General features: G+C 38.5%; 21 protein-coding genes. 16 read left to right on the top strand and 5 right to left on the bottom strand.

What is annotated here, in order from left to right; all coding sequences use genetic code 11:
• Positions 1-5 precede the first annotated feature (5 nt).
• Positions 6-1124, top strand: a complete 1119-nt coding sequence (gene cofH, locus IJF99_RS02160; protein ID WP_292791479.1) for a 5-amino-6-(D-ribitylamino)uracil--L-tyrosine 4-hydroxyphenyl transferase CofH — start codon at positions 6-8, stop codon at positions 1122-1124.
• A gap of 8 nt (positions 1125-1132) precedes the next feature.
• A complete protein-coding gene (locus tag IJF99_RS02155) occupies positions 1133-1705 on the top strand; it encodes a thymidylate kinase (protein ID WP_292791477.1) in 573 nt (190 codons plus the stop codon).
• Here the strand turns inward: IJF99_RS02155 and IJF99_RS02150 are convergent, their stop codons facing one another.
• Together IJF99_RS02150 and priS are read right to left on the bottom strand one after the other, a co-directional pair.
• Positions 1706-1963 carry a hypothetical protein gene (locus IJF99_RS02150; protein ID WP_292791475.1) on the bottom strand — a complete coding sequence of 86 codons (258 nt, stop codon included), beginning with the start codon at positions 1961-1963 and terminating at the stop codon, positions 1706-1708. It abuts the gene before it with no gap.
• Positions 1964-1965: 2 nt separating this feature from the next.
• Positions 1966-2943 carry a DNA primase catalytic subunit PriS gene (priS, locus tag IJF99_RS02145; RefSeq protein WP_292791472.1) on the bottom strand — a complete coding sequence of 326 codons (978 nt, stop codon included), beginning with the start codon at positions 2941-2943 and terminating at the stop codon, positions 1966-1968.
• Positions 2944-3248: 305 nt separating this feature from the next.
• Between priS and IJF99_RS02140 the strand changes: the two genes are divergently transcribed.
• Both IJF99_RS02140 and IJF99_RS02135 read left to right on the top strand, forming a co-directional pair.
• Positions 3249-3404: a hypothetical protein gene (locus IJF99_RS02140; RefSeq protein WP_292791469.1), complete on the top strand. Its 156-nt coding sequence runs from the start codon at positions 3249-3251 to the stop codon at positions 3402-3404.
• A gap of 133 nt (positions 3405-3537) precedes the next feature.
• On the top strand, positions 3538-4053 hold the full coding sequence (locus IJF99_RS02135) for a hypothetical protein (protein WP_292791466.1): 516 nt from the start codon (positions 3538-3540) through the stop codon (positions 4051-4053).
• Here IJF99_RS02135 and priL read toward each other — a convergent pair.
• The gene (gene priL / locus IJF99_RS02130; RefSeq protein WP_292791463.1) at positions 4043-5371 is read right to left on the bottom strand and encodes a DNA primase large subunit PriL; all 1329 of its coding nucleotides are present in this window, start codon (positions 5369-5371) and stop codon (positions 4043-4045) included. The two genes, IJF99_RS02135 and priL, sit on opposite strands and share 11 nt — an antisense overlap.
• A 164-nt stretch (positions 5372-5535) precedes the next feature.
• Here priL and metG point away from each other — a divergent pair, with 164 nt between their 5' ends.
• Genes metG through IJF99_RS02105 form a run of 5 tightly spaced genes read left to right on the top strand, consistent with a single transcriptional unit; the run spans position 5536 to position 11319 of the window.
• On the top strand, positions 5536-7524 hold the full coding sequence (gene metG / locus IJF99_RS02125; RefSeq protein ID WP_292791460.1) for a methionine--tRNA ligase: 1989 nt from the start codon (positions 5536-5538) through the stop codon (positions 7522-7524).
• Between the two features lie 6 nt (positions 7525-7530).
• Complete coding sequence (locus IJF99_RS02120; protein ID WP_292791458.1) at positions 7531-9105, top strand: DUF530 domain-containing protein; 1575 nt, start codon at positions 7531-7533, stop codon at positions 9103-9105.
• A gap of 4 nt (positions 9106-9109) precedes the next feature.
• On the top strand, positions 9110-9574 hold the full coding sequence (locus IJF99_RS02115) for a hypothetical protein (protein ID WP_292791456.1): 465 nt from the start codon (positions 9110-9112) through the stop codon (positions 9572-9574).
• 50 nt (positions 9575-9624) lie between these two features.
• The gene (locus IJF99_RS02110) at positions 9625-10638 is read left to right on the top strand and encodes a glycosyltransferase 4 family protein (RefSeq protein ID WP_292791453.1); all 1014 of its coding nucleotides are present in this window, start codon (positions 9625-9627) and stop codon (positions 10636-10638) included.
• A 9-nt stretch (positions 10639-10647) separates the two neighbouring features.
• Complete coding sequence (locus tag IJF99_RS02105; protein ID WP_292791450.1) at positions 10648-11319, top strand: 2,5-diamino-6-(ribosylamino)-4(3H)-pyrimidinone 5'-phosphate reductase; 672 nt, start codon at positions 10648-10650, stop codon at positions 11317-11319.
• Here the strand turns inward: IJF99_RS02105 and IJF99_RS02100 are convergent.
• On the bottom strand, positions 11298-12191 hold the full coding sequence (locus tag IJF99_RS02100) for a hypothetical protein (RefSeq protein ID WP_292791447.1): 894 nt from the start codon (positions 12189-12191) through the stop codon (positions 11298-11300). The genes IJF99_RS02105 and IJF99_RS02100 overlap by 22 nt on opposite strands.
• Before the next feature lie 32 nt (positions 12192-12223).
• Between IJF99_RS02100 and IJF99_RS02095 the strand changes: the two genes are divergently transcribed.
• From IJF99_RS02095 to IJF99_RS02070, 6 genes are all read left to right on the top strand, one after another.
• Complete coding sequence (locus tag IJF99_RS02095) at positions 12224-12802, top strand: flavin reductase family protein (protein WP_292791445.1); 579 nt, start codon at positions 12224-12226, stop codon at positions 12800-12802.
• A 52-nt stretch (positions 12803-12854) separates the two neighbouring features.
• On the top strand, positions 12855-13223 hold the full coding sequence (locus tag IJF99_RS02090) for a hypothetical protein (RefSeq protein ID WP_292791442.1): 369 nt from the start codon (positions 12855-12857) through the stop codon (positions 13221-13223).
• 98 nt (positions 13224-13321) lie between these two features.
• On the top strand, positions 13322-13771 hold the full coding sequence (locus IJF99_RS02085) for a flavodoxin (protein WP_292791439.1): 450 nt from the start codon (positions 13322-13324) through the stop codon (positions 13769-13771).
• Between the two features lie 5 nt (positions 13772-13776).
• Entirely contained in the window at positions 13777-14265 is a 489-nt protein-coding gene (locus IJF99_RS02080; protein WP_292791436.1) for a MarR family transcriptional regulator, read from the top strand.
• Positions 14240-15625, top strand: coding sequence for an MATE family efflux transporter (locus IJF99_RS02075; protein ID WP_292791428.1), 1386 nt, complete (start codon positions 14240-14242; stop codon positions 15623-15625). The genes IJF99_RS02080 and IJF99_RS02075 overlap by 26 nt, the downstream gene beginning before the upstream one ends.
• Before the next feature lie 47 nt (positions 15626-15672).
• Positions 15673-16116: a hypothetical protein gene (locus IJF99_RS02070; RefSeq protein ID WP_292791425.1), complete on the top strand. Its 444-nt coding sequence runs from the start codon at positions 15673-15675 to the stop codon at positions 16114-16116.
• Here IJF99_RS02070 and IJF99_RS02065 read toward each other — a convergent pair.
• Positions 16098-17135, bottom strand: a complete 1038-nt coding sequence (locus IJF99_RS02065) for a tRNA-dihydrouridine synthase (protein ID WP_292791422.1) — start codon at positions 17133-17135, stop codon at positions 16098-16100. The two genes, IJF99_RS02070 and IJF99_RS02065, sit on opposite strands and share 19 nt — an antisense overlap.
• Before the next feature lie 242 nt (positions 17136-17377).
• Here IJF99_RS02065 and IJF99_RS02060 point away from each other — a divergent pair, with 242 nt between their 5' ends.
• On the top strand, positions 17378-17932 hold the full coding sequence (locus IJF99_RS02060; RefSeq protein ID WP_292791417.1) for a manganese efflux pump MntP family protein: 555 nt from the start codon (positions 17378-17380) through the stop codon (positions 17930-17932).
• The last annotated feature ends 317 nt before the right edge of the window (positions 17933-18249 follow it).

Here is an 18249-nt window from a genome sequence, read left to right as displayed (position 1 = left end):
ACAATATGTTTGATAAACTACCCGTTTCTTCCAAAACAGAAAGGATATTGACAAAATCCCTCGATGAGGAAATTTCTGTTGAAGAGGCGAATTATTTGATGAATATTAATGGGCCTGATTTATACCCATTACTTGCAACTGCTGATTTTTTAAGACACGAAATCGTTGGAGACAACGTGACATTCATTAATAATTGCAATATTAACTTTACAAATATATGCACCGTCAGATGCGGATTCTGCGCATTCGGAAAGGATGCTGACGACCATGATGCATATATCCTGAATGACGAGGAGATTCTCTCAAAGGCCGAAGGCGCCGTTGCCAATGGAGCCCGCGAATTCACGCTCATGGGAGGAGTGCATCCCGATGCAGACATAGAATACTACACACATCTGCTCACGTTGCTTAAGGACAACTATCCGAATGTGTCCATACACGGATTTTCACCTACAATGGTCCGTGACGCCTGCAGGGCATCCGGAATTGACATGAGCGAAGGCTTTGAGATACTCAAGGATGCCGGCCTTGACACATTGCCCGGCACTGCAGCAGAGATTCTCACAGACCGTTCAAGGGAGATAATCTGTCCTGAAAAGGTAAGCGTGGCCGAATGGATTGAAGCCGTCAAGGCAGCCCAGGAAGTCGGAATAAAGGGTTCTGCAACAATAATGTACGGGCATGTTGAAACTTTAGAAGAACGGGTGGAACACATTGACATTATCAGACAGATACAGCAGGAAACTCACGGTTTTACAGAGTTCATACCAATGACATTCATGCATGAGTACTCCCCAATCTTTCTGGAAGGCCAATCAGACCTGGGAGCAACCGGAACACAGGATTTGAAATTATATGCCGTTTCAAGGCTGATGCTTAGGGATTTGCTTCCTAACCTTCAGGTTTCATGGGTAAAGATGGGCTTCAGATTCGCACAGGTCGTACTGACAGCAGGTGCAAATGACCTTGGAGGAACGCTGGGCGGAGATGAACTGTCAGAGGCATCAGGAGCTCCTGATGGTGTTGACGCATCAATCGAAACATTGGCAAGAATGGTCAGGGACTTGGGAAGAAACCCGATTGAGAGGGATTCACTCTACAGTGAGTTTTATGAGATAGATTAGGTGTTTTGATGAAGAAGTTTATTGTTATTGACGGATTGGACGGTTCGGGCAAGGACACTCAGGTAAATTTAATAGCTGAAGCATATCAAAAAAAGGGAAGAAGCGTAACAGTAAGGTCACATCCATGCAGTGACAATAAATACGGTTTAAAATCAAAACAGGCACTCTTAAAGACAGGAAAGCTAAATCATATCAAGGCAACAATATACTTCGGGCTTGACGCGATAAGGTCTGTTCAAAAGTACTGCTTCAACAAGAACGTTGACGTTCTAATTTTTTCAAGATATATCCTTGCGGTGATGTATCTGCCTAACGTCGTTAATACCATAGTATATAAGATCGTAGCATTTGTGCTTCCCACATCAGACTGCATGTTCTTTTTGGACATTACACCTGAGGAATCGCTAAAAAGAATTGGCTCAAGGGACGAGCAGACCGAAATGTTTGAAAATATAGATTCATTGAGGCAAAACCGTGAAAGGTCAAAGAAATTCACCTATAACTGGAATGTGATTTCTGCAGATGACGCGCCTGACGTGATTTCCCAAAAAATAATAGCAAAATGCTTTGAAACTGACTGACTATAACACTTCTTTTATTCCATCGCTTGTAATAATCATCAGTGAATTGAGGTTTTCAAGGACAAGTGAAACGATCGGATGGGTTTGGATATCCTTGTGCATGAAGACTACTTCTTTTCCGACAATGTCAATCCAGTTTACATGATAAACCACAACGCCATTAACGATCAATCCCAGATATTCCGGAACGAATCTGTTTTCGTCAATCTCTTCAAAATACGGGCTTTTTCTAAATATCTCTCTTAAAACCTTATCCATACTTATACACCTTTTCTTTCATAGACAAATTTCGGCACTGCCTTATCGAAAGGATCGAAAGTTTCCCTGTTTTTAACTTCCATGCATTTCATGCTTACCTTTGAGTGAAGCGAAGAAGGCAATCTCAATATTCTTTTCAAATCAATTGTAACTTTGGCATCGATTGTTGCAAGGTTGACTCTTGCCATTGCTTCAACAAGATTTTTATAGCGTCTAGGGCCGATGTCATTTTTAAACTGGCCCCAGTTGTTGTTTTCAAGGTGGTGTCTTGAAGCGATGATGTCCTTCATGAGTTTCGCATTGATTCCGTCCAGCTTCTCATTGCCGACCATGTGCTGGATGTTGAATTTCACTTTTTCGGTGAATATCCTTGAATATCCGACAGGAATGGTGAAGTGTTCAAAGTTGAAGCTCTGATTTGATACTCCTGAGTTCATGAACTGGGATTTTGGAACTTCAGCGCCTGCAACGTACTTTAAGACTTCAGACCTGAGCTCGCTTCCGGCAGTCATCATTTCCTCATCAAGAATCCTGATATGATATCCCCTTCCGGAATATATGAGATGAATGTTTTTAAGGCCCAGATCACCCTGTAAAGTATCAATCAGGCTGTTTACTATTTCCAAAGCTTCTCCGAGGCAGACTTCACAAACTCCATCGCATTGGCATGACCTGATAGGAATATCCTTTGCGTCAACGTCAAAGATGTATTCTGCCTTTAGCCAGTCCTCCCTTCTTCTTGGATTATTGTAAAAGGCGACTGAGATGTAGGCTGCAAAGGGTGCCTTGAATCTGAGGAATTTTCGCAGGGACTCTGTTCCTCTGAAGGTTTTGTACCTGTCGTTCGGTCCTCGGCCGTTGTGGTCAAAACCGAACTCTCTTTTTTTGATATCAGTGGAGATGAAATCAGGCAAATCCTTCGGGTCCCATTCCTCACGATAGAATTGTCTTCGCTCTTTTAATGTAGCTTTGGAAAACATAATATTAATTAGATTTTCAAAGTATTTATTTTATTTGATGGTGCGATTTTGTGTTTTTTCATGAATATGATATGTTCTTCAAATCAAGAAAAATAATAATATATTCTTTTATTTTTTATTTAAATTATTAAAATTAAGTTCTAGTTAATTTAAGATGTATGTAAGCACTTGCATTCGAAAATCTATATATATAATCGTTTTTAGACTATTAAATATGATGATAGTCTAATTCATCATAATATTTTAATGGAATGATTATATTGAAAAAAATAATATTTTGTTTAATTTTAATTTCGATTGCCTTGGTGGGCATAAGTTTTGTAAGTGCAACTGATGCGGATAGTGTCAGTTCAGATGTTGTTGGCCATGTTTGTGTCAGTTCAGATGTTGTAGATAGTGTTTTAGGCGCACCTGCTTTAGGCTCAGGTCTTGGCGGTGGCGGAGATCAAAACTATTACTAGTTACATATAATCTTTAGGAATTATTCTTTTTGAATGATTTCCTTTTTCTTATTTTTTCTGTCATATTATTCAGATTTTTTTTGTCAACTTCAAAAAAATAAGTTTATTATGGATTACGGCAAAATATTATCACATGAATGAATTTGTTGAAGTTATTGGAGTTGAGCATCTAAAAACAATCCTTTCAGCTCTCAGTCCGGAAGAGATTGTAAAGCCGGCTTATGACAATTGGATGGCTGGAGTTAAAACTGGCCATACGGTATTGAACCTGGAAGATGGCCGCGTTTATGGTATGGGCATTGATTTTAATCAGCTTCAATTGCATGATGACATATATATTGAACTGTATACTATCGAATCTCATGAGGAGCCAATATCTGAAGAGGAATTCTTCTCCAAAAATGAGTATGAGGAGTATTTGGACTTCAGCAGTGATGATCCCTGCGAGTATATTCCTGACATCATATCTGAATTCTGTGAAATGAAGGGCATTGACGAGTATGAGCGTACTGTCGGCCTTCTTGCATATAATTTCGAAAAACGTGAACAGGCAAATTACAATATGTGGGAATCAAAGATTCTAAACAAGTATTATGATGCAATATATGAGGACCACAATCCTTTCAGGTTTTCACAGTCTAGTCTTTAGCTTCCTGGTCAAGCTGATATTTTTTACGTCCGTAACAGGATAGGGGATTGTTTATTCCCTTGCATGACTTGTCCGGATGGCACAGGTTTGGAAGGTGTATCTTTATTTTTTCACAGCTCATCGGAGTGTACCATTTGGTTTCGCCCTCATGGTTAATATCCACTGTTTCATGCATTCCGAAACCTAATTTTGAGATGATGTTTATTTTTTCCTGAGGCTGGTCGTCGAATAATGGCGGTGAACAGTTGTCCGCCGCATCGAAAATCAGCGGAAGTATTTCATTTTCAGTGATGGAAAGGTCAGGGTCCATATCGGATACCTTAACCGTTTCATCGGATGCGAATATCCTCGGATAGAGCCTTGCATATGATGCAAATGATGTTAAAAGCAGCACGATTGCATCGTTACGTCCTCCTGAAGAGACTCCTTCAACAGTTGACTTGATGCATGGTGGAAATGCGTCCGGATTCAGTTTTCCAGCTTGAACTGAACCGTAAATGCCTCCGCTTCCCGCATAATACTGGTTGTATTTGCTTATCTCTTCAGGTATGAATTCCTTAAGTTCCTCACCTATCTTTATGATGGCAGGGTGTATTTCTATTCTTGCTGACATCTCCTTGATGCGGGCAATGTATTCCTCTGTTTTTTGCATTATCAGTCTTGATAGGATCTGCTCCTTGACGCTGTCACCGACCAGTATGTTATACATTCTTTCAGGACTTCTGTCTGTGAACTCATCGCCGAAACGGTAGAGGAAGTCGTCCTGCTGCAGGATAATGTCCCCATCATCGATGAGAAGGTCTGTTAGTTTGAGTTTTTTGGTTGCAATTACATCTTTTAGGGATTTCCAGTTGATTGCACCGTCAATCTTTACTTCTTCAAGGACTTCATCAATGATTTCAGCCCTTGACATTGGCGGAATCTTTGCCAGACGTTCTAAAATAAGCGCGCCCTGTGATTCAATGAAGAGTCTTGTTTCACGGGAGCCAAGGTTGAACTGAATCGCTATGGCCTGGCAGAGCATATGGAATGTCACGACATCCTGAAAAAAGAGTTCCTCGTTGGTGAGGTATTCAAATTCGGATTGGGTGAAATTCTTATTGTTCTTTTTTTCAATAGCCCATAATATGCGTTTCATACATAAATCAGCATATGATTTGGGAATGAGACTGTCATCTGAAAATTTCTGGTTGTTGGTATGGATGCAGAGGTCTATGAGGGTTTCATCCTCTTTGAAAATCTGATTCAAGTCTCCGTATTCACGTATGATTTGTCTTCCTTCATCGGAAAGTGGATTGATATATGAAACTTCAGCCATGATTTTAACTTTTTATTTCATGTTTTAAATAGGTATCTCAAGGTCAAAATCAATCTTTAAGTGAAAATGAAAAAATGTTTAAAATCGCTTTGTTGAAAAAAGCATTTATTACATATAATGGACAAAATTATTATATGATTAAAATTACTAAGGGGATTAGATAAATGTCAAAAGTATTTATTTCATGCGCACTTCCATATGCGAATGGGCCATGTCATCTGGGACATATCCGTTCCACATACCTGCCGGCAGACATTTTCGCCAGATATCACAGGATGATAGGCGATGATGTGCTGCTTGTTTGCGCTACAGATGAACATGGAACTCCAATTGCAGTGAAGGCAGATAAGGAAAATAAAAAACCGATAGAGATATCAAAGAGATATCATGACCTGATTGTGAAAGACGTTGAATCAATGAACATATCACTGGACAATTTCACAAGAACAACAGACAAGAAACATTATGAGATTGCACAGAACTTCTTCAAGGACCTTTATGAGAAAGGCTTTATCTACAGGGAGGATATCCAGCAGTTATACTGTCCGAACTGTAAGAAGTTCCTGCCTGACAGATATGTTGAGGGATTGTGTCCTGTATGCGGCTCTGAAGCAAGAGGTGACCACTGCGAGAAATGTGGAAAAGCCCTTGATCCCACAGAGCTTGATGAACCTCACTGCATTACCTGCGGAACCACTCCAATAATCAAGGACACCTTCCAATACGCATTCAAATTATCAGAATTTGAAGACACACTTAAGGATTATATCAGCGGCAATGAAAATCTGCCTGCAAACGTTAAAAATTACGCTACCAACTGGCTCAATGAGGGATTGAAGGACTGGATATTGACCCGTGATATGGATTGGGGAATACCTGTGCCGTTGGATGAGGCTGAAGGCAAGGTATTATACGTTTGGATTGAAGCGTTCCTGGGTTATATATCCTCAGCAAGCCAATGGTCCGAAAAATCCGGCAGCAAATGGGAAGAATACTGGAACGATTATGCCGTTCACTTCATAGGAAAGGACATCATTTACCACCATTCAATATTCTGGCCGGGACTTCTGTCTGCATACGGATGCAAATTGCCCGACATGATATATGCCGGTGAATTCCTATCCCTTGAAGGGGAAAAGATGTCCACAAGTAAGAACTGGGTAATATGGATAGCTGATTTCGTAAAAGACTATGACCCTGATTTGCTCAGATATTACCTGACAATCAACGCTCCCCTAAATAAGGATTCAGATTTCTCATGGGATGACTTCCAGAGAAGAAACAATGACGAGCTTGCAGACGTAATCGGAAACTTCCTCCACCGTACATTCGTGTTTACCAAAAAATATTTTGACAGCAGAATCCCCGAATATGAAAATCCTAACGAGGAGGATGAAGAGTTCAGAAAGGCAATTGAGGCATTGCCGGATAAGGCAGGCGAATATATAGCAAACTATGAATTCAGAGAAGCTTTGCTTGAAATATTTAAAGTTGCCAAAAAGGGTAACAAATATTTCAACGACTGCGAACCGTGGAAAGCGGTTAAAGAGGACATGACCAAAGCCGCCAACTGCCTGTACCTGTCCAACCAGCTGGCAAAGACCTTGGCATATACATTAAAGCCGTTCCTTCCAACAAAAGCGGACAAGATTGCCGAGATTATGAATATCGATTCATTGGACGTGTGGAATGATGCCAAGATTGTCCTTCCTAGCGGCCACGAGATCAACAAGGCAAAGCCATTATTCAAAAAGATTGAAGATGATGAAATCAATGCTCAGAAAGCAAAACTGAAAGAAAACCTAAATGAAAAGGAAGATGAAAATATGAGTGATTTAATAACAATTGACCAGTTTGATGAAGTCGTGATTAAAATCGGACAAGTGAAAGAAGCCGAAAAAATAGAAAAATCCGATAAATTATTGAAATTGCAAGTTGACATCGGAGAAGACAAACCTAGACAAATCGTTGCAGGTTTGGCGAAATTCTACTCTCCGGAAGAATTGATTGACAGAAAAGTTTGTGTTGTGGCCAACCTGCAGCCAGCAAAACTCTTCGGAACACTATCCGAAGGAATGATATTGGCAACCGGCAAATCCGGCGCCTTATTGGCTCCTGATGTGGCTGGCGAAGTTGGCGAAAGAATCCAATAGATTAAAATGCCCGAATCTGCACTAGTGAATAAAGCCAAGAACTACCTTAAAGAAATAGCAGATAATCCGATATCTTTAGATGACATTGAGGATTTTGATAATTTCAAAACTCTTTACTTCAAGCTAGATGACAGATTAAACATTTTACAGAACCTAAAAGATGAAATGGATGTGAGGGGATATGATTCACCCTTTGCGTCCCGTAACAGATACGGTACAAAGAATATTGCAGATGTTGTTGCAGATGAAATGCGCGAAACCAGCAGGCATAATGAGATATTCAGGAATCGGGCAAAGGCAAAAAAGAATATTCTTGACCGCGTTAAATCGGCGATTGATTCGCACAATATTGCACTTGGAAATCTGAGCCAGTTCGGTTATGTGAAATGCAACTCCTGCTATAAGAAATATTCAATTGACGAATATAAGCAGATGAATGGACAGTGCAGCTGCAAAAGCAAAGGATTTACCTTCAAAATCAACAAGGAACTAACCCATCGCCTTGAAATAATTCCATATCTGCCGCTGTCAGGAAACTATTTGGTCCTGATGAGTGAACTGTCCCCATATGCAAGGGAATCATATAAGCAGGTTCTCAACATTTTAAAGCAGGAACGCAGAGGTGTTGTGAAAACCGTCTCCCTTAGAATCAAATTCAGGGATGACAACAATCGCATGATTAGAAAAAACATCACCCTTGATTCAGAATACACTGATGATTATGAGCAGGAGGTAAAGAGAAGATACGGCAAAACGGTACGTATCGAAAGATTGGGATTCAATAAAACAAAACCTGCAATCATTGATGACAAACATGCAAGAACCGCTCTTGCACTGGCTTATGTGGGTTATTCGCAGGAGATAATCTCAAACATTAAGGATGACATTCTTAAACGAAGACTGACTGATTTTAAAAGGATCAACAAGTATGATGAGATAATGATGGAATTTGAAAACCAGAAGCCTGATTTCATCGATAAGTATGATATTGATGCAATCGAGGCATGGCGAAAATCCCAAATAGAGAACAGATTGCGGGAACTGAACTATATTGACAAGTTCGGGGACTTGACCCGATCCCTTAAAAGGGATTTGAAGGTAAGGGAAAGCATTTATAAGGCCACATTCAAGAATATTGCATCCGCCCTGATAATATGGGACATGTTCAGATATTATATTACAACATCAAATAACTCCCGCAGGATAACTATCGGTCCATTTCCGTATATCCGGGTGGAATTGGACCGTGAACAGAGAAAAGTGTTCCAGACCGCCTATACAAAAGTCATTGAGATTCTAAACGCTTTCACCGATATTAAAATCATAGAAATACCTGAGATGGATCTGTTGTTATATGAAAAGTTCAAATTTGAAAAGGAGATGCATAATTCCAATATCAAATTCAATCAGGTTGCCCTCGGAGCTGCTTTAATCAACCTGAACTCCGATATAGGGCTTGAAGATATAAGTAACGCATTAAATATCAATGAATCCAAAATCAAAAATGAAATAAAAAACATCAATAAAATCAGAAATCCGAAAAGCGGCAAATCCAAGGAATTCCTGGAACTAATCAAGTGATAATATGGATAAAGACTCAACCACGGTTCATATTTCAAAAGCATTATCATCATCAATGATTGTCGAGCTTTTAGATGAATTCCCTAATCTGGAAGAGATCACCTGTCCTCCAAGTGTATATAAGAGGACTTCAAAAAAATATTTGGAAGCTTTAAGCAAATTGAATATAAATGTTAAAATCAAATACAATTGGGGCGCCAAATCCAGAAGCAACGGCATAGAGTTTTATGTATCCAAGTTATCCGATGAAGGATTTAGCGCGAGGCAAATCTCACAGAAACTTGACATTTCCCTAAATCGGGTTTATTATCTGCTTAGAAAAAGCAAAACTAATTTTGATAATAGAAAACGAAAGCACGACCGCAAAGAAGTTAAAAAGCTTAAGAATCAGGGTCTCACCGCAAAGGAGATTTCACAGAAGTTGGATATTCCTTTAAGAAGCGTTTATTTTATTTTAAATAAAAAATAATTTTTGTTTTTACAATAATATTATATTGTTTATTGACCAAAGTATTAACTATGATGATTTTACCTCAACTTCCATTATATGCAATTGCAATAATATGCGGATTGCTGTCATTTGCCGTGACCAAATTGGCGATGCCGAAGATTATTCGCAAACTTGAACAAGCGGATATTGTTGGAAAGGACATTCATAAATCCTGGAGGCCCGTTGTAGCTGAAATGGGCGGTTTTGGAATATTGTTCGGATTCATAATAGGAATGTTTTCCGGAATATACATGCACGATATACTGACCTTCCAGCTGGTAATCGTTTTAGTGGTGATACTTCTTGTCGGAATAATCGGCATTGTAGATGACCTTCTTGCCTTATCATCTAAGGAGAAGTTCTTCCTGCTCTTTTTGGCAGGCTTGCCGTTGATTTGGGCGGCACCGCCAAACGTTGGCTTATTGTATCTGATTACAATTCCAATTGCATTGTCAATCGGATCCAACCTGACAAATATGCTGGCAGGCTTGAACGGAATCGAATCAGGACTGGGAATCATTTCAATGGCATCACTTACAATAGCCTGCATACTGCTTGGAAAATATGATGTGACAATCATATCAATGAGCATGCTTGGCGCTTTAATCGCATTTCTATATTATAACAGATATCCCGCAAAGATTTTCCCCGGAGATACCGGAACTCTCATTATCGGAGCTGCCATAGTATGCATTGCATTTATAGGAAGGGTGAAACTGATTGCTTTTGTAATAATGATGCCGAACATTATTGATGCGGCCTTGAAATTCTACTCTGCCGGAGTAATGAACCGTCAGCAGCAAAAGCCGACTCAGCTCAATGACGAGGGAAAGCTTGTAAGGCCAAAAACCGGATTCAAATCATTAATCAGACTGGTGTTAAGGCGTCCGATTGCCGAAAAGGATGCCGTTAAAATAATATGGGTCATAGGCATTGTATTCGGTGCCTTGGGAATAATCATCGCTTTGATAATGCCTGGCATGCTTGAAAATCAGACCCTGATGAATTTCCTCCATATAAAGGAAATGTTCTATCATATTTAGGTGGTTAAGATGAGACCTTATGTTATCTTGAATGCTGCAATGACATTGGATGGAAAGATTGCAACGGCAACCGGAAGTTCCAATATCTCAGGAAAAAAGGACCTTGAACGGGTTCATCAAATAAGAAAGGAATGTGACGCGATAATGGTAGGTATCGGAACCGTGATTGCTGATGACCCGAGACTAACCGTTCACAAAATCGATGCAAGACCTGAAGACAATCCCGTCAGAGTTGTTGTCGACAGCAAATGCAGAACACCTGCTGATGCAAGGATAACAAATGAGGATGCCAAAACAATCATAGCCGGAGCCAATGAGTATAAGGAGGAATTCATGGCCAGTGACAAATATGAAACGCTTAAAAAAAGAGGCGTTAAGTTTTTCTTTTCAGGCAGTGAAAGGGTTGACCTTAAGGCATTGATGAACTATCTTCACGAGGAAGGAATAGAAAAGCTGATGCTTGAAGGGGGATCCACATTAAACTTTTCCATGATAAAATCAGGTCTTATTGATGAGATAAGCATTTGTGTAGCTCCAATGGTGGTTGGAGGTGCAAATGCTAAAACATTTTTCGATGGCGATGGCTTCGACACGATGGATGAGGCCGTTAAACTGGAACTTACAGATTCATATTCACTTGACAAGGACCTTATTTTAAACTATAAAGTGTTGTATGACTGATTTGACAATATTTTATACCAGATGAAATCATCACCTGCATAAAAGCTGACCAATATTGATGCCAGTGTTGTCAGGACAAATATCATAAATACATTGACTGGTGTTAAAACAAAGAACAGTATCACTAAAATGATTTCGGCAATGACAAATGTCCTTAAAGGATTGCTGAATTTAATATAACTTAAGATGCCAAGAATAACTGGTGTTGAAATAATTGCCATTATATATAGGATTGAATCAAATAAGCTGACGATATTGAAAATAGGAAGGTTCAATATGTTCATGAACAGATACATCTCCAAAACGGTCAGGAAAAACCCTTGCACTCCGCCGCTTATGGCCTGAGACAGAGTATGTTTGTTTAAAAGAACCCTTGACCAGATCAATACAGGATAGATTAAACCGAAAAGCGCACCGATAGGACCTAAAAGCAATATCAATGCCGCAACAGGCCCTGATAATCCTGTAGTGTGAACGCTTATTTTCCATTTTGTTGTAAAAAGCAACACCACACCTGTATTAATTGAGTAACATAGAAGCAGGCATGTCAGGAAGTTGTCAACGTTAAAAATCAGGCATACCAGAAAGCCGATGAAATAGGAAACGATTCCGACAATCAAAGGCATGAATCTGTCTGATCTGTTTGAGATATCCTTGTCCGTTCCAAGCTTTTTGGCCCAGAAAAGAATGATTGCCATTGGAAGCAGTGAAGCGAAAATCAGTGAAATGACTTCCATGACAATGAATTTATTCAAGTCAAATCCTGCTTGTGTAAATGATAATGTTAGGCATATTATCAGAAATAATGGAATGCAGATTATCGGAGGATTTGTGAATGTTGAAATATTTTTTGCAATTTTTAACTTTTCCATATTTATATTATATGATATTATAATATATAATCATGAAAGTAAATGTAAAAAAACATGCAATGATGTATCCTGCACCTGCGGTCGTTGCAAGTGCATATGATGAAAAGGGAAGAGCGGATGCATGCACTCTTGCTTTTGCAACAATGTGTTCCCATCATCCTCCGGCCGTAATGATTGCAATCAACTCAACATTGAAAAGGAAAACATTGAAAAGCATATTAAATAGTGAAGAGTTCTGTGTGGGTTTTCCAAGCATTGAGCATGTTGGCGAGGTTGATTATCTGGGGATAGAATCAGGTTACAATGAAGACAAACTGGCCAAAATCAATTTCACACCAAAAAAGGCAGAGATGGTCAACGCACCTATCATAGAGGAGTTTAAGGTCTCTTTGGAGTGTAAGGTAATCCATATTGCCGATGTAGGTTCACATACTCAAATCACAGGCGAAATCGTCAATATTCAGGCTGATGAGGATGTATTGGATGACAGGGGCAAAGTCATTTTCGAGAAGCTAAACCCTATTGCATATGATGACATAACCCATTCATATTTTGCAGTCGGTGAAAAAATAGCAGATGCGTTTAAGGTTGGTTTGAAATTTAGAAAATAATTTAAATGAAAAAATGAAAATATATTATTAATTATACTTTGGGGTATTTATTATGAAAATGGAAATCGATTTAACAGATGCGCAAGCCGAAAAAGTGCAACTTTTAAAGGATAATGGTATTGAAGTTGGCGATGCAATTGACATGTTTTTTGAAATGAGGGACCAGATTACCGAGTCCAGCAACGTGATTTTAGATTCCAGAATTCAAAAGGCCAATGAGGAAAAGGCACAACTTGAAGCAAAACTCGCTCAAATTGATGATGAATTAACTTTCTTCAACAAGATTAAGGACACCGCTCTTGACGCTTCTCAAAAGCAAAAATTAGTTGAAAAAGAATACGGCATCATTCCTAAAACTTATGACGAGTCCGTTCAGGACACCAAACATAAGATGAAATGGTCCAATATCTTCAAATTCTAATTTTTTTACTCTTTTTTTTATTTGATTTTTTTCATTGTTGCCATGTCAATAGTTGTCAATGCAACAGTTTATATATGATGAGGTAATAATAATAGGTTATGAAAACATTAGTAGCCTATTATTCAAGAACAAATATTACAAAAAAACTTGCACAAGACATTGCAGGCAAGACTAACGCTGATATAGAAGAAATCATTCCAAAAGTTAATTATCAGGGAAAACTGGGTTTTGCACGTGGCGGAAAGGATGCAATATCTGAAAAGATTATTGACCTCGAAGACACAAAGCGGGACGTGGAAGATTATGATGTTGTATATGTAGGAGGTCCGCTATGGGCGGGTAAGACATCCACACCGGTCATCTCCTACCTGAAGCAGAATGAGGGAAAATTCAAAAGTGTCAAGTTCTTCATGACCGCAGGAAGCACAGATTTCGAAAACGCTTTTGCGCAGATGGAAAAATTTTCAATCAAACCTCTAAAAACAATGGGTTTAACCACTAAAGAAGTTAAAAAAGATGATTATTCTTTAGATTCATTTATTGAGTAGATACCATGTCTCTTGAAGAGTTTAAAACGGTTGATGCATCAACTCTTCCCATCGGTAAACTGATTACAATTATCGCAAGAGGCCAGACTCTCTATTTGAACCATACGTTGGTTGGGCTGGGAATCAATGCAACACAGCTTCACTTCCTGTTTGAGATATATCACCAGAACAATATGAATCAGGAAAATATTGCAGAAAGATGCAATATCAACAAGGGCGCAGTTGCAAGATCAATCAAAAAATTAGAGGATAATGGTCTTGTCATAAGAGAAATTGATGAAAACAACAGAAGACAGAACCGCGTTTCACTGACAGACAAAGGCAAGAAAACACTTAAAGAGAGTATCAGCATATTGAAGATTTGGGAAGATGAAGTGTTCAAGGGCAATGCAATTGAAAAAACTGTACTTCAGCAAGCCCTTAAAGAAATCGCAATTAAAACAATAGAGTTGAATCAGGAGGGTTGCAATGGCAAAAAAGAGCAAAAACATTGAGATGATTACTGGAGATCCGAAAAAAGCGATAATCAAATTGGCCCTTCCAATGATGCTTTCCATGCTTTTAATCATGCTTTATAACATTGCCGACAGCATATGGGTAGCGGGACTTGGTGCCGATGCGCTTGCTGCAGTCGGTTTTATCACACCGCTCTTTATGGTATTGGTAGGATTAGGTAACGGAATCGGTGCTGGAGCAAATTCCTTGATTGCAAGATATATCGGTGCTGGAAACTATAAGCAGGCAAACAATGCGGCTCTGCACGGAATTTTACTTTCGGTTATTATTTCAGCAATATTTACAATAATAATTGAAGTGTTCATGGTGCAAATCCTGCAGTTTATGGGCGCTGGTGAAACAATCCAGTATGCAATGGATTACAGTTATATAATCTTCGGATTCCTGTTCATATTTGTATATTCAGGAGTTGCATCAGCAATATTCAGGTCAGAAGGTGACATGCGCCGTGCAACAATTGCAATTGCAGTCACAGCAATTATGAACATCATTCTGGATCCGATATTCATTTACGTTCTTGATTTTGGAATATCCGGTGCCGCATGGGCCACAGTGCTTTCCGCATCACTGTCATGTCTTGTTATGAGCTATTGGATTTGGGGGAAAAAGGACCTGTATCTTGACTTGTCCTTAAGCAACTTCGATTATCAGACAAAGATGATAATTGATACCCTGCAGGTTGCAATTCCTTCAACATTGGAAAACCTTGTATTTTCAATTTTGGCCATTATAATCAACAGTATGCTTGTAATAGCTGCGGGAACAACTGCGGTTGCGGTCTATACCGCTTCAATGAGAATAGTGCAGCTTTCCATGATTCCGCTTATAGGTCTTGGAACAGCACTCCTGACCGTTGCAGGCGTCGCTTATGGAGCCCGTAACTATATCAACCTGAAGACAGCGCATTCATATTCAATCAAGGTAGGTTTTGCAATATCCATTGCATTAGGTGCAGTGATGTTCCTGTTATCATCCCAGATTGCAGCGGTGTTCTCATACACTGAGGCAAGCGCGGCCCTGTCGCCTCAAATAGCACATGCAATATCCATACTGAGCCTCTTTGTTCTCGCAGTTCCTCACGGTATGATGTCATCCATGGTATTCCAGGGAGTTGGAAGAGGAGTATACTCCCTTATCATCACTCTTTTGAGATCTTTAATCCTTGAAAGTGTATTTGCATATCTTTTCTGCTTTATATTCGGATGGGGACTGACAGGAATCTATGCAGGAGTGGTATTCGGATGTCTGGTTGGAGGAACATTCGGATATATCTGGGCAAAAATATTCATTTCCAGATTCAAGAAATTCGCCAAAAAAGAGACAATACCTGAAAACTAGTTATTTTCATAACTAGTTTTTTATACTTTTTTTGATATAATATAAGCATGGAGTTCATCGTAAACAACAGGAAATATGGCATTTTGAACCATGAGTTATATATTGATTATATAATAGTGGAATCCTATTTTAAGGATTATTCCAAATATGACTACAATATCCATTTCGATTTTCTGGATTTCGTTTTGAACAAGGAAAAAGTCACATTTGAAGATATTCTTGAAGGAACAAAAATCCTGGAGGATTTAATAGAAAAAGGAGAAATAAATTTCACCCCTCCTGGTTTAAGAATCGATGAGCATCTAAATGAAAATTTCAGAATTACCTATCAGACTTTGGAATTTAAAAATGTCACTGTAGGAGAGGCAATACCCTTGATGATTGCTCTTTCAAGCCTTTTGAACCATAAACCTGTCATCAGCCTGTATCAGATTGAAGAGGAACTGAATCAGTTTCTCGAAAAGTTCAGATATTATATAGACGGGGAATAGTATTCCGGTTTGCATGGCCTGATGTGGCAGGTACTTGTTTTTTTCCAGTAACAGTTATTGCAGGTGATGCAATGGCTTTCTCCGTTGCCTTCAATTTGCCAGTCGACAAGAAAACTCGGATCATTTACGAACGGACGTTGCATTGAAATGAAATCTATGCTTGTTGAGTTGAGCAAATCGTTTATCTGATTTTGGCTGTTTACTCCACCTCCCAGTATAACGGGAATGCTTACGTTATCTATTATCTCTTCTGCCGCTTTTATAAGAGGATTCTTCTGTCTGTTTTCACGGGTGAAGAACTGGGGTGAGCGAGGACGTGTAATCTGCAGGGAGTCAACGCCATGCTTTTCAAGCAACTTGGCTATATCAATTGTTTCGTTTAGGGTCATTCCATTGGTTGTTCCGTCAAATGCATTGAGACGGCAGTTTATATGTAACTTAGTTGTGTTTTTGATGACTTTAATCATCTCCAGAACCATTCTTAAGCGGTTCAATGTGCTGCCGCCATATTTGTCTGTGCGGGAATTGAATGTTGGATTTATGAATCTGGATAAAAAGTAATAGTTTCCAAGCCCTAGCTGAATTCCATCAAAGCCGCCGTAATCGAATTTTTGAGCTGCAACGATCATATCAGTTTGGATTTTGCGAATGTCCTCGACGGTGACATCTTCAACTTTGATGTTCTGTTCAAGTCTTTTGTTGTATTGGACCAAACCCAATTGGGCGAAAATAGGCACGTCATATATGTGGACAAGGTCAGTCAGGTCACGGGCTTCACGAACGAAGCGACTGTAGTTGACGGTGTTTGTGTATTTTGAAAAGACATCTCTAGGGTAAAGTGAGAATAGCTCAGTAATTATTAATCCGACACCGCTTGCAGCCATATTTTCATATCTGTTATATATTTCAGGTGTCATATTGCCTGATTTTTCCCTTTGTGATTCCCAAAGGCCTGTTCTGACTATTCTGCTATTTAATTTCAAATCCCCAAATTCTACCATATCAAATAAATCTTTCATAGTAATTATTTAAAACAAAATACTATAAATATATTTAGTTGAATTATAATAATTTCGTTTATTTTATAAAATTATGACTATTCTTAACCTCTTATTTTAAATATAAGGAGTTAATAATACTTTAATTGGGAAATGATATTATTATCGTTTCCTGCCGACTGACAAAGCTTATGATTAATTGGGAATTGAATCCCTTTTAATCATGACTAAATTTAAATATTTTAATTTATAAAATTTATTTAATGTCTTTTAATATGATTTCCACTTTTTTAATCGCTGTAGCTCTTGCAATGGATGCCTTTAGCGTATCCATGACAAAGGGATTTACACAGAAAAACTTAACTAACTCACAAATATTATATTATGGACTGTTTTTCGGAGGATTTCAGGCATTCATGCCAATATTAGGATACTTCTGTGGCAATGTTATAGCTCATATTGTAGAATCATTAGCTCCGATAGTTGGATTCGTGCTTCTTTTGGCAATCGGATTTAATATGATACGGGAAAGTTTATCAGGTGAAAATGAACAGGTCACAGACCACTTCTCATTCAGGGAGGTAACGCTTCTTGCAATCGCAACAAGTATCGATGCATTCGCTGTTGGAATAACCATAGCTCTCATTAATGATCCGATTTTAATATCCTCTGCAATAATCGGTGTTGTTACATTTATGTTCAGTATTTTAGGAATATTCATTGGAAAAAAGCTTGGAAACTATGTTGGGGACAAATTCCAAATTATCGGTGGAGTTATTCTGATTTTAATCGGCATAAAAATTCTTTTGGGATTGTAAATTTTTAGAAAAACATGAGTTTTCACCATCACATATAGGGCAAGTTATTTAGATTTCATTGTTTTGAAATTAAATCTGTTAGTGAAATTCATGGAATTTTTTAAATTTCATAAAAATTAATAAATTTCATAAATGAAAATGATTGTCCAAATGTTATTTAATCAATTTAAATTTATATTTTATTATTTTTTCTAATTATGTGCATATATTCTTTTGTTTAATGAAAAAAAGATTATTATATTGCAATATTATAATTAAAGTCCATATATGGATTATTTTTAGTGAAATTCCTGTTAGTGAAATATTACAGTAGTCGG

The sequence above is a fragment of the Methanobrevibacter sp. genome, assembly GCF_017406825.1.
Classification (GTDB): domain Archaea; phylum Methanobacteriota; class Methanobacteria; order Methanobacteriales; family Methanobacteriaceae; genus Methanocatella.
The sequence above is the reverse complement of the archived record's forward strand: the minus strand, read 5'-3'. Positions and strand labels throughout refer to the sequence as shown.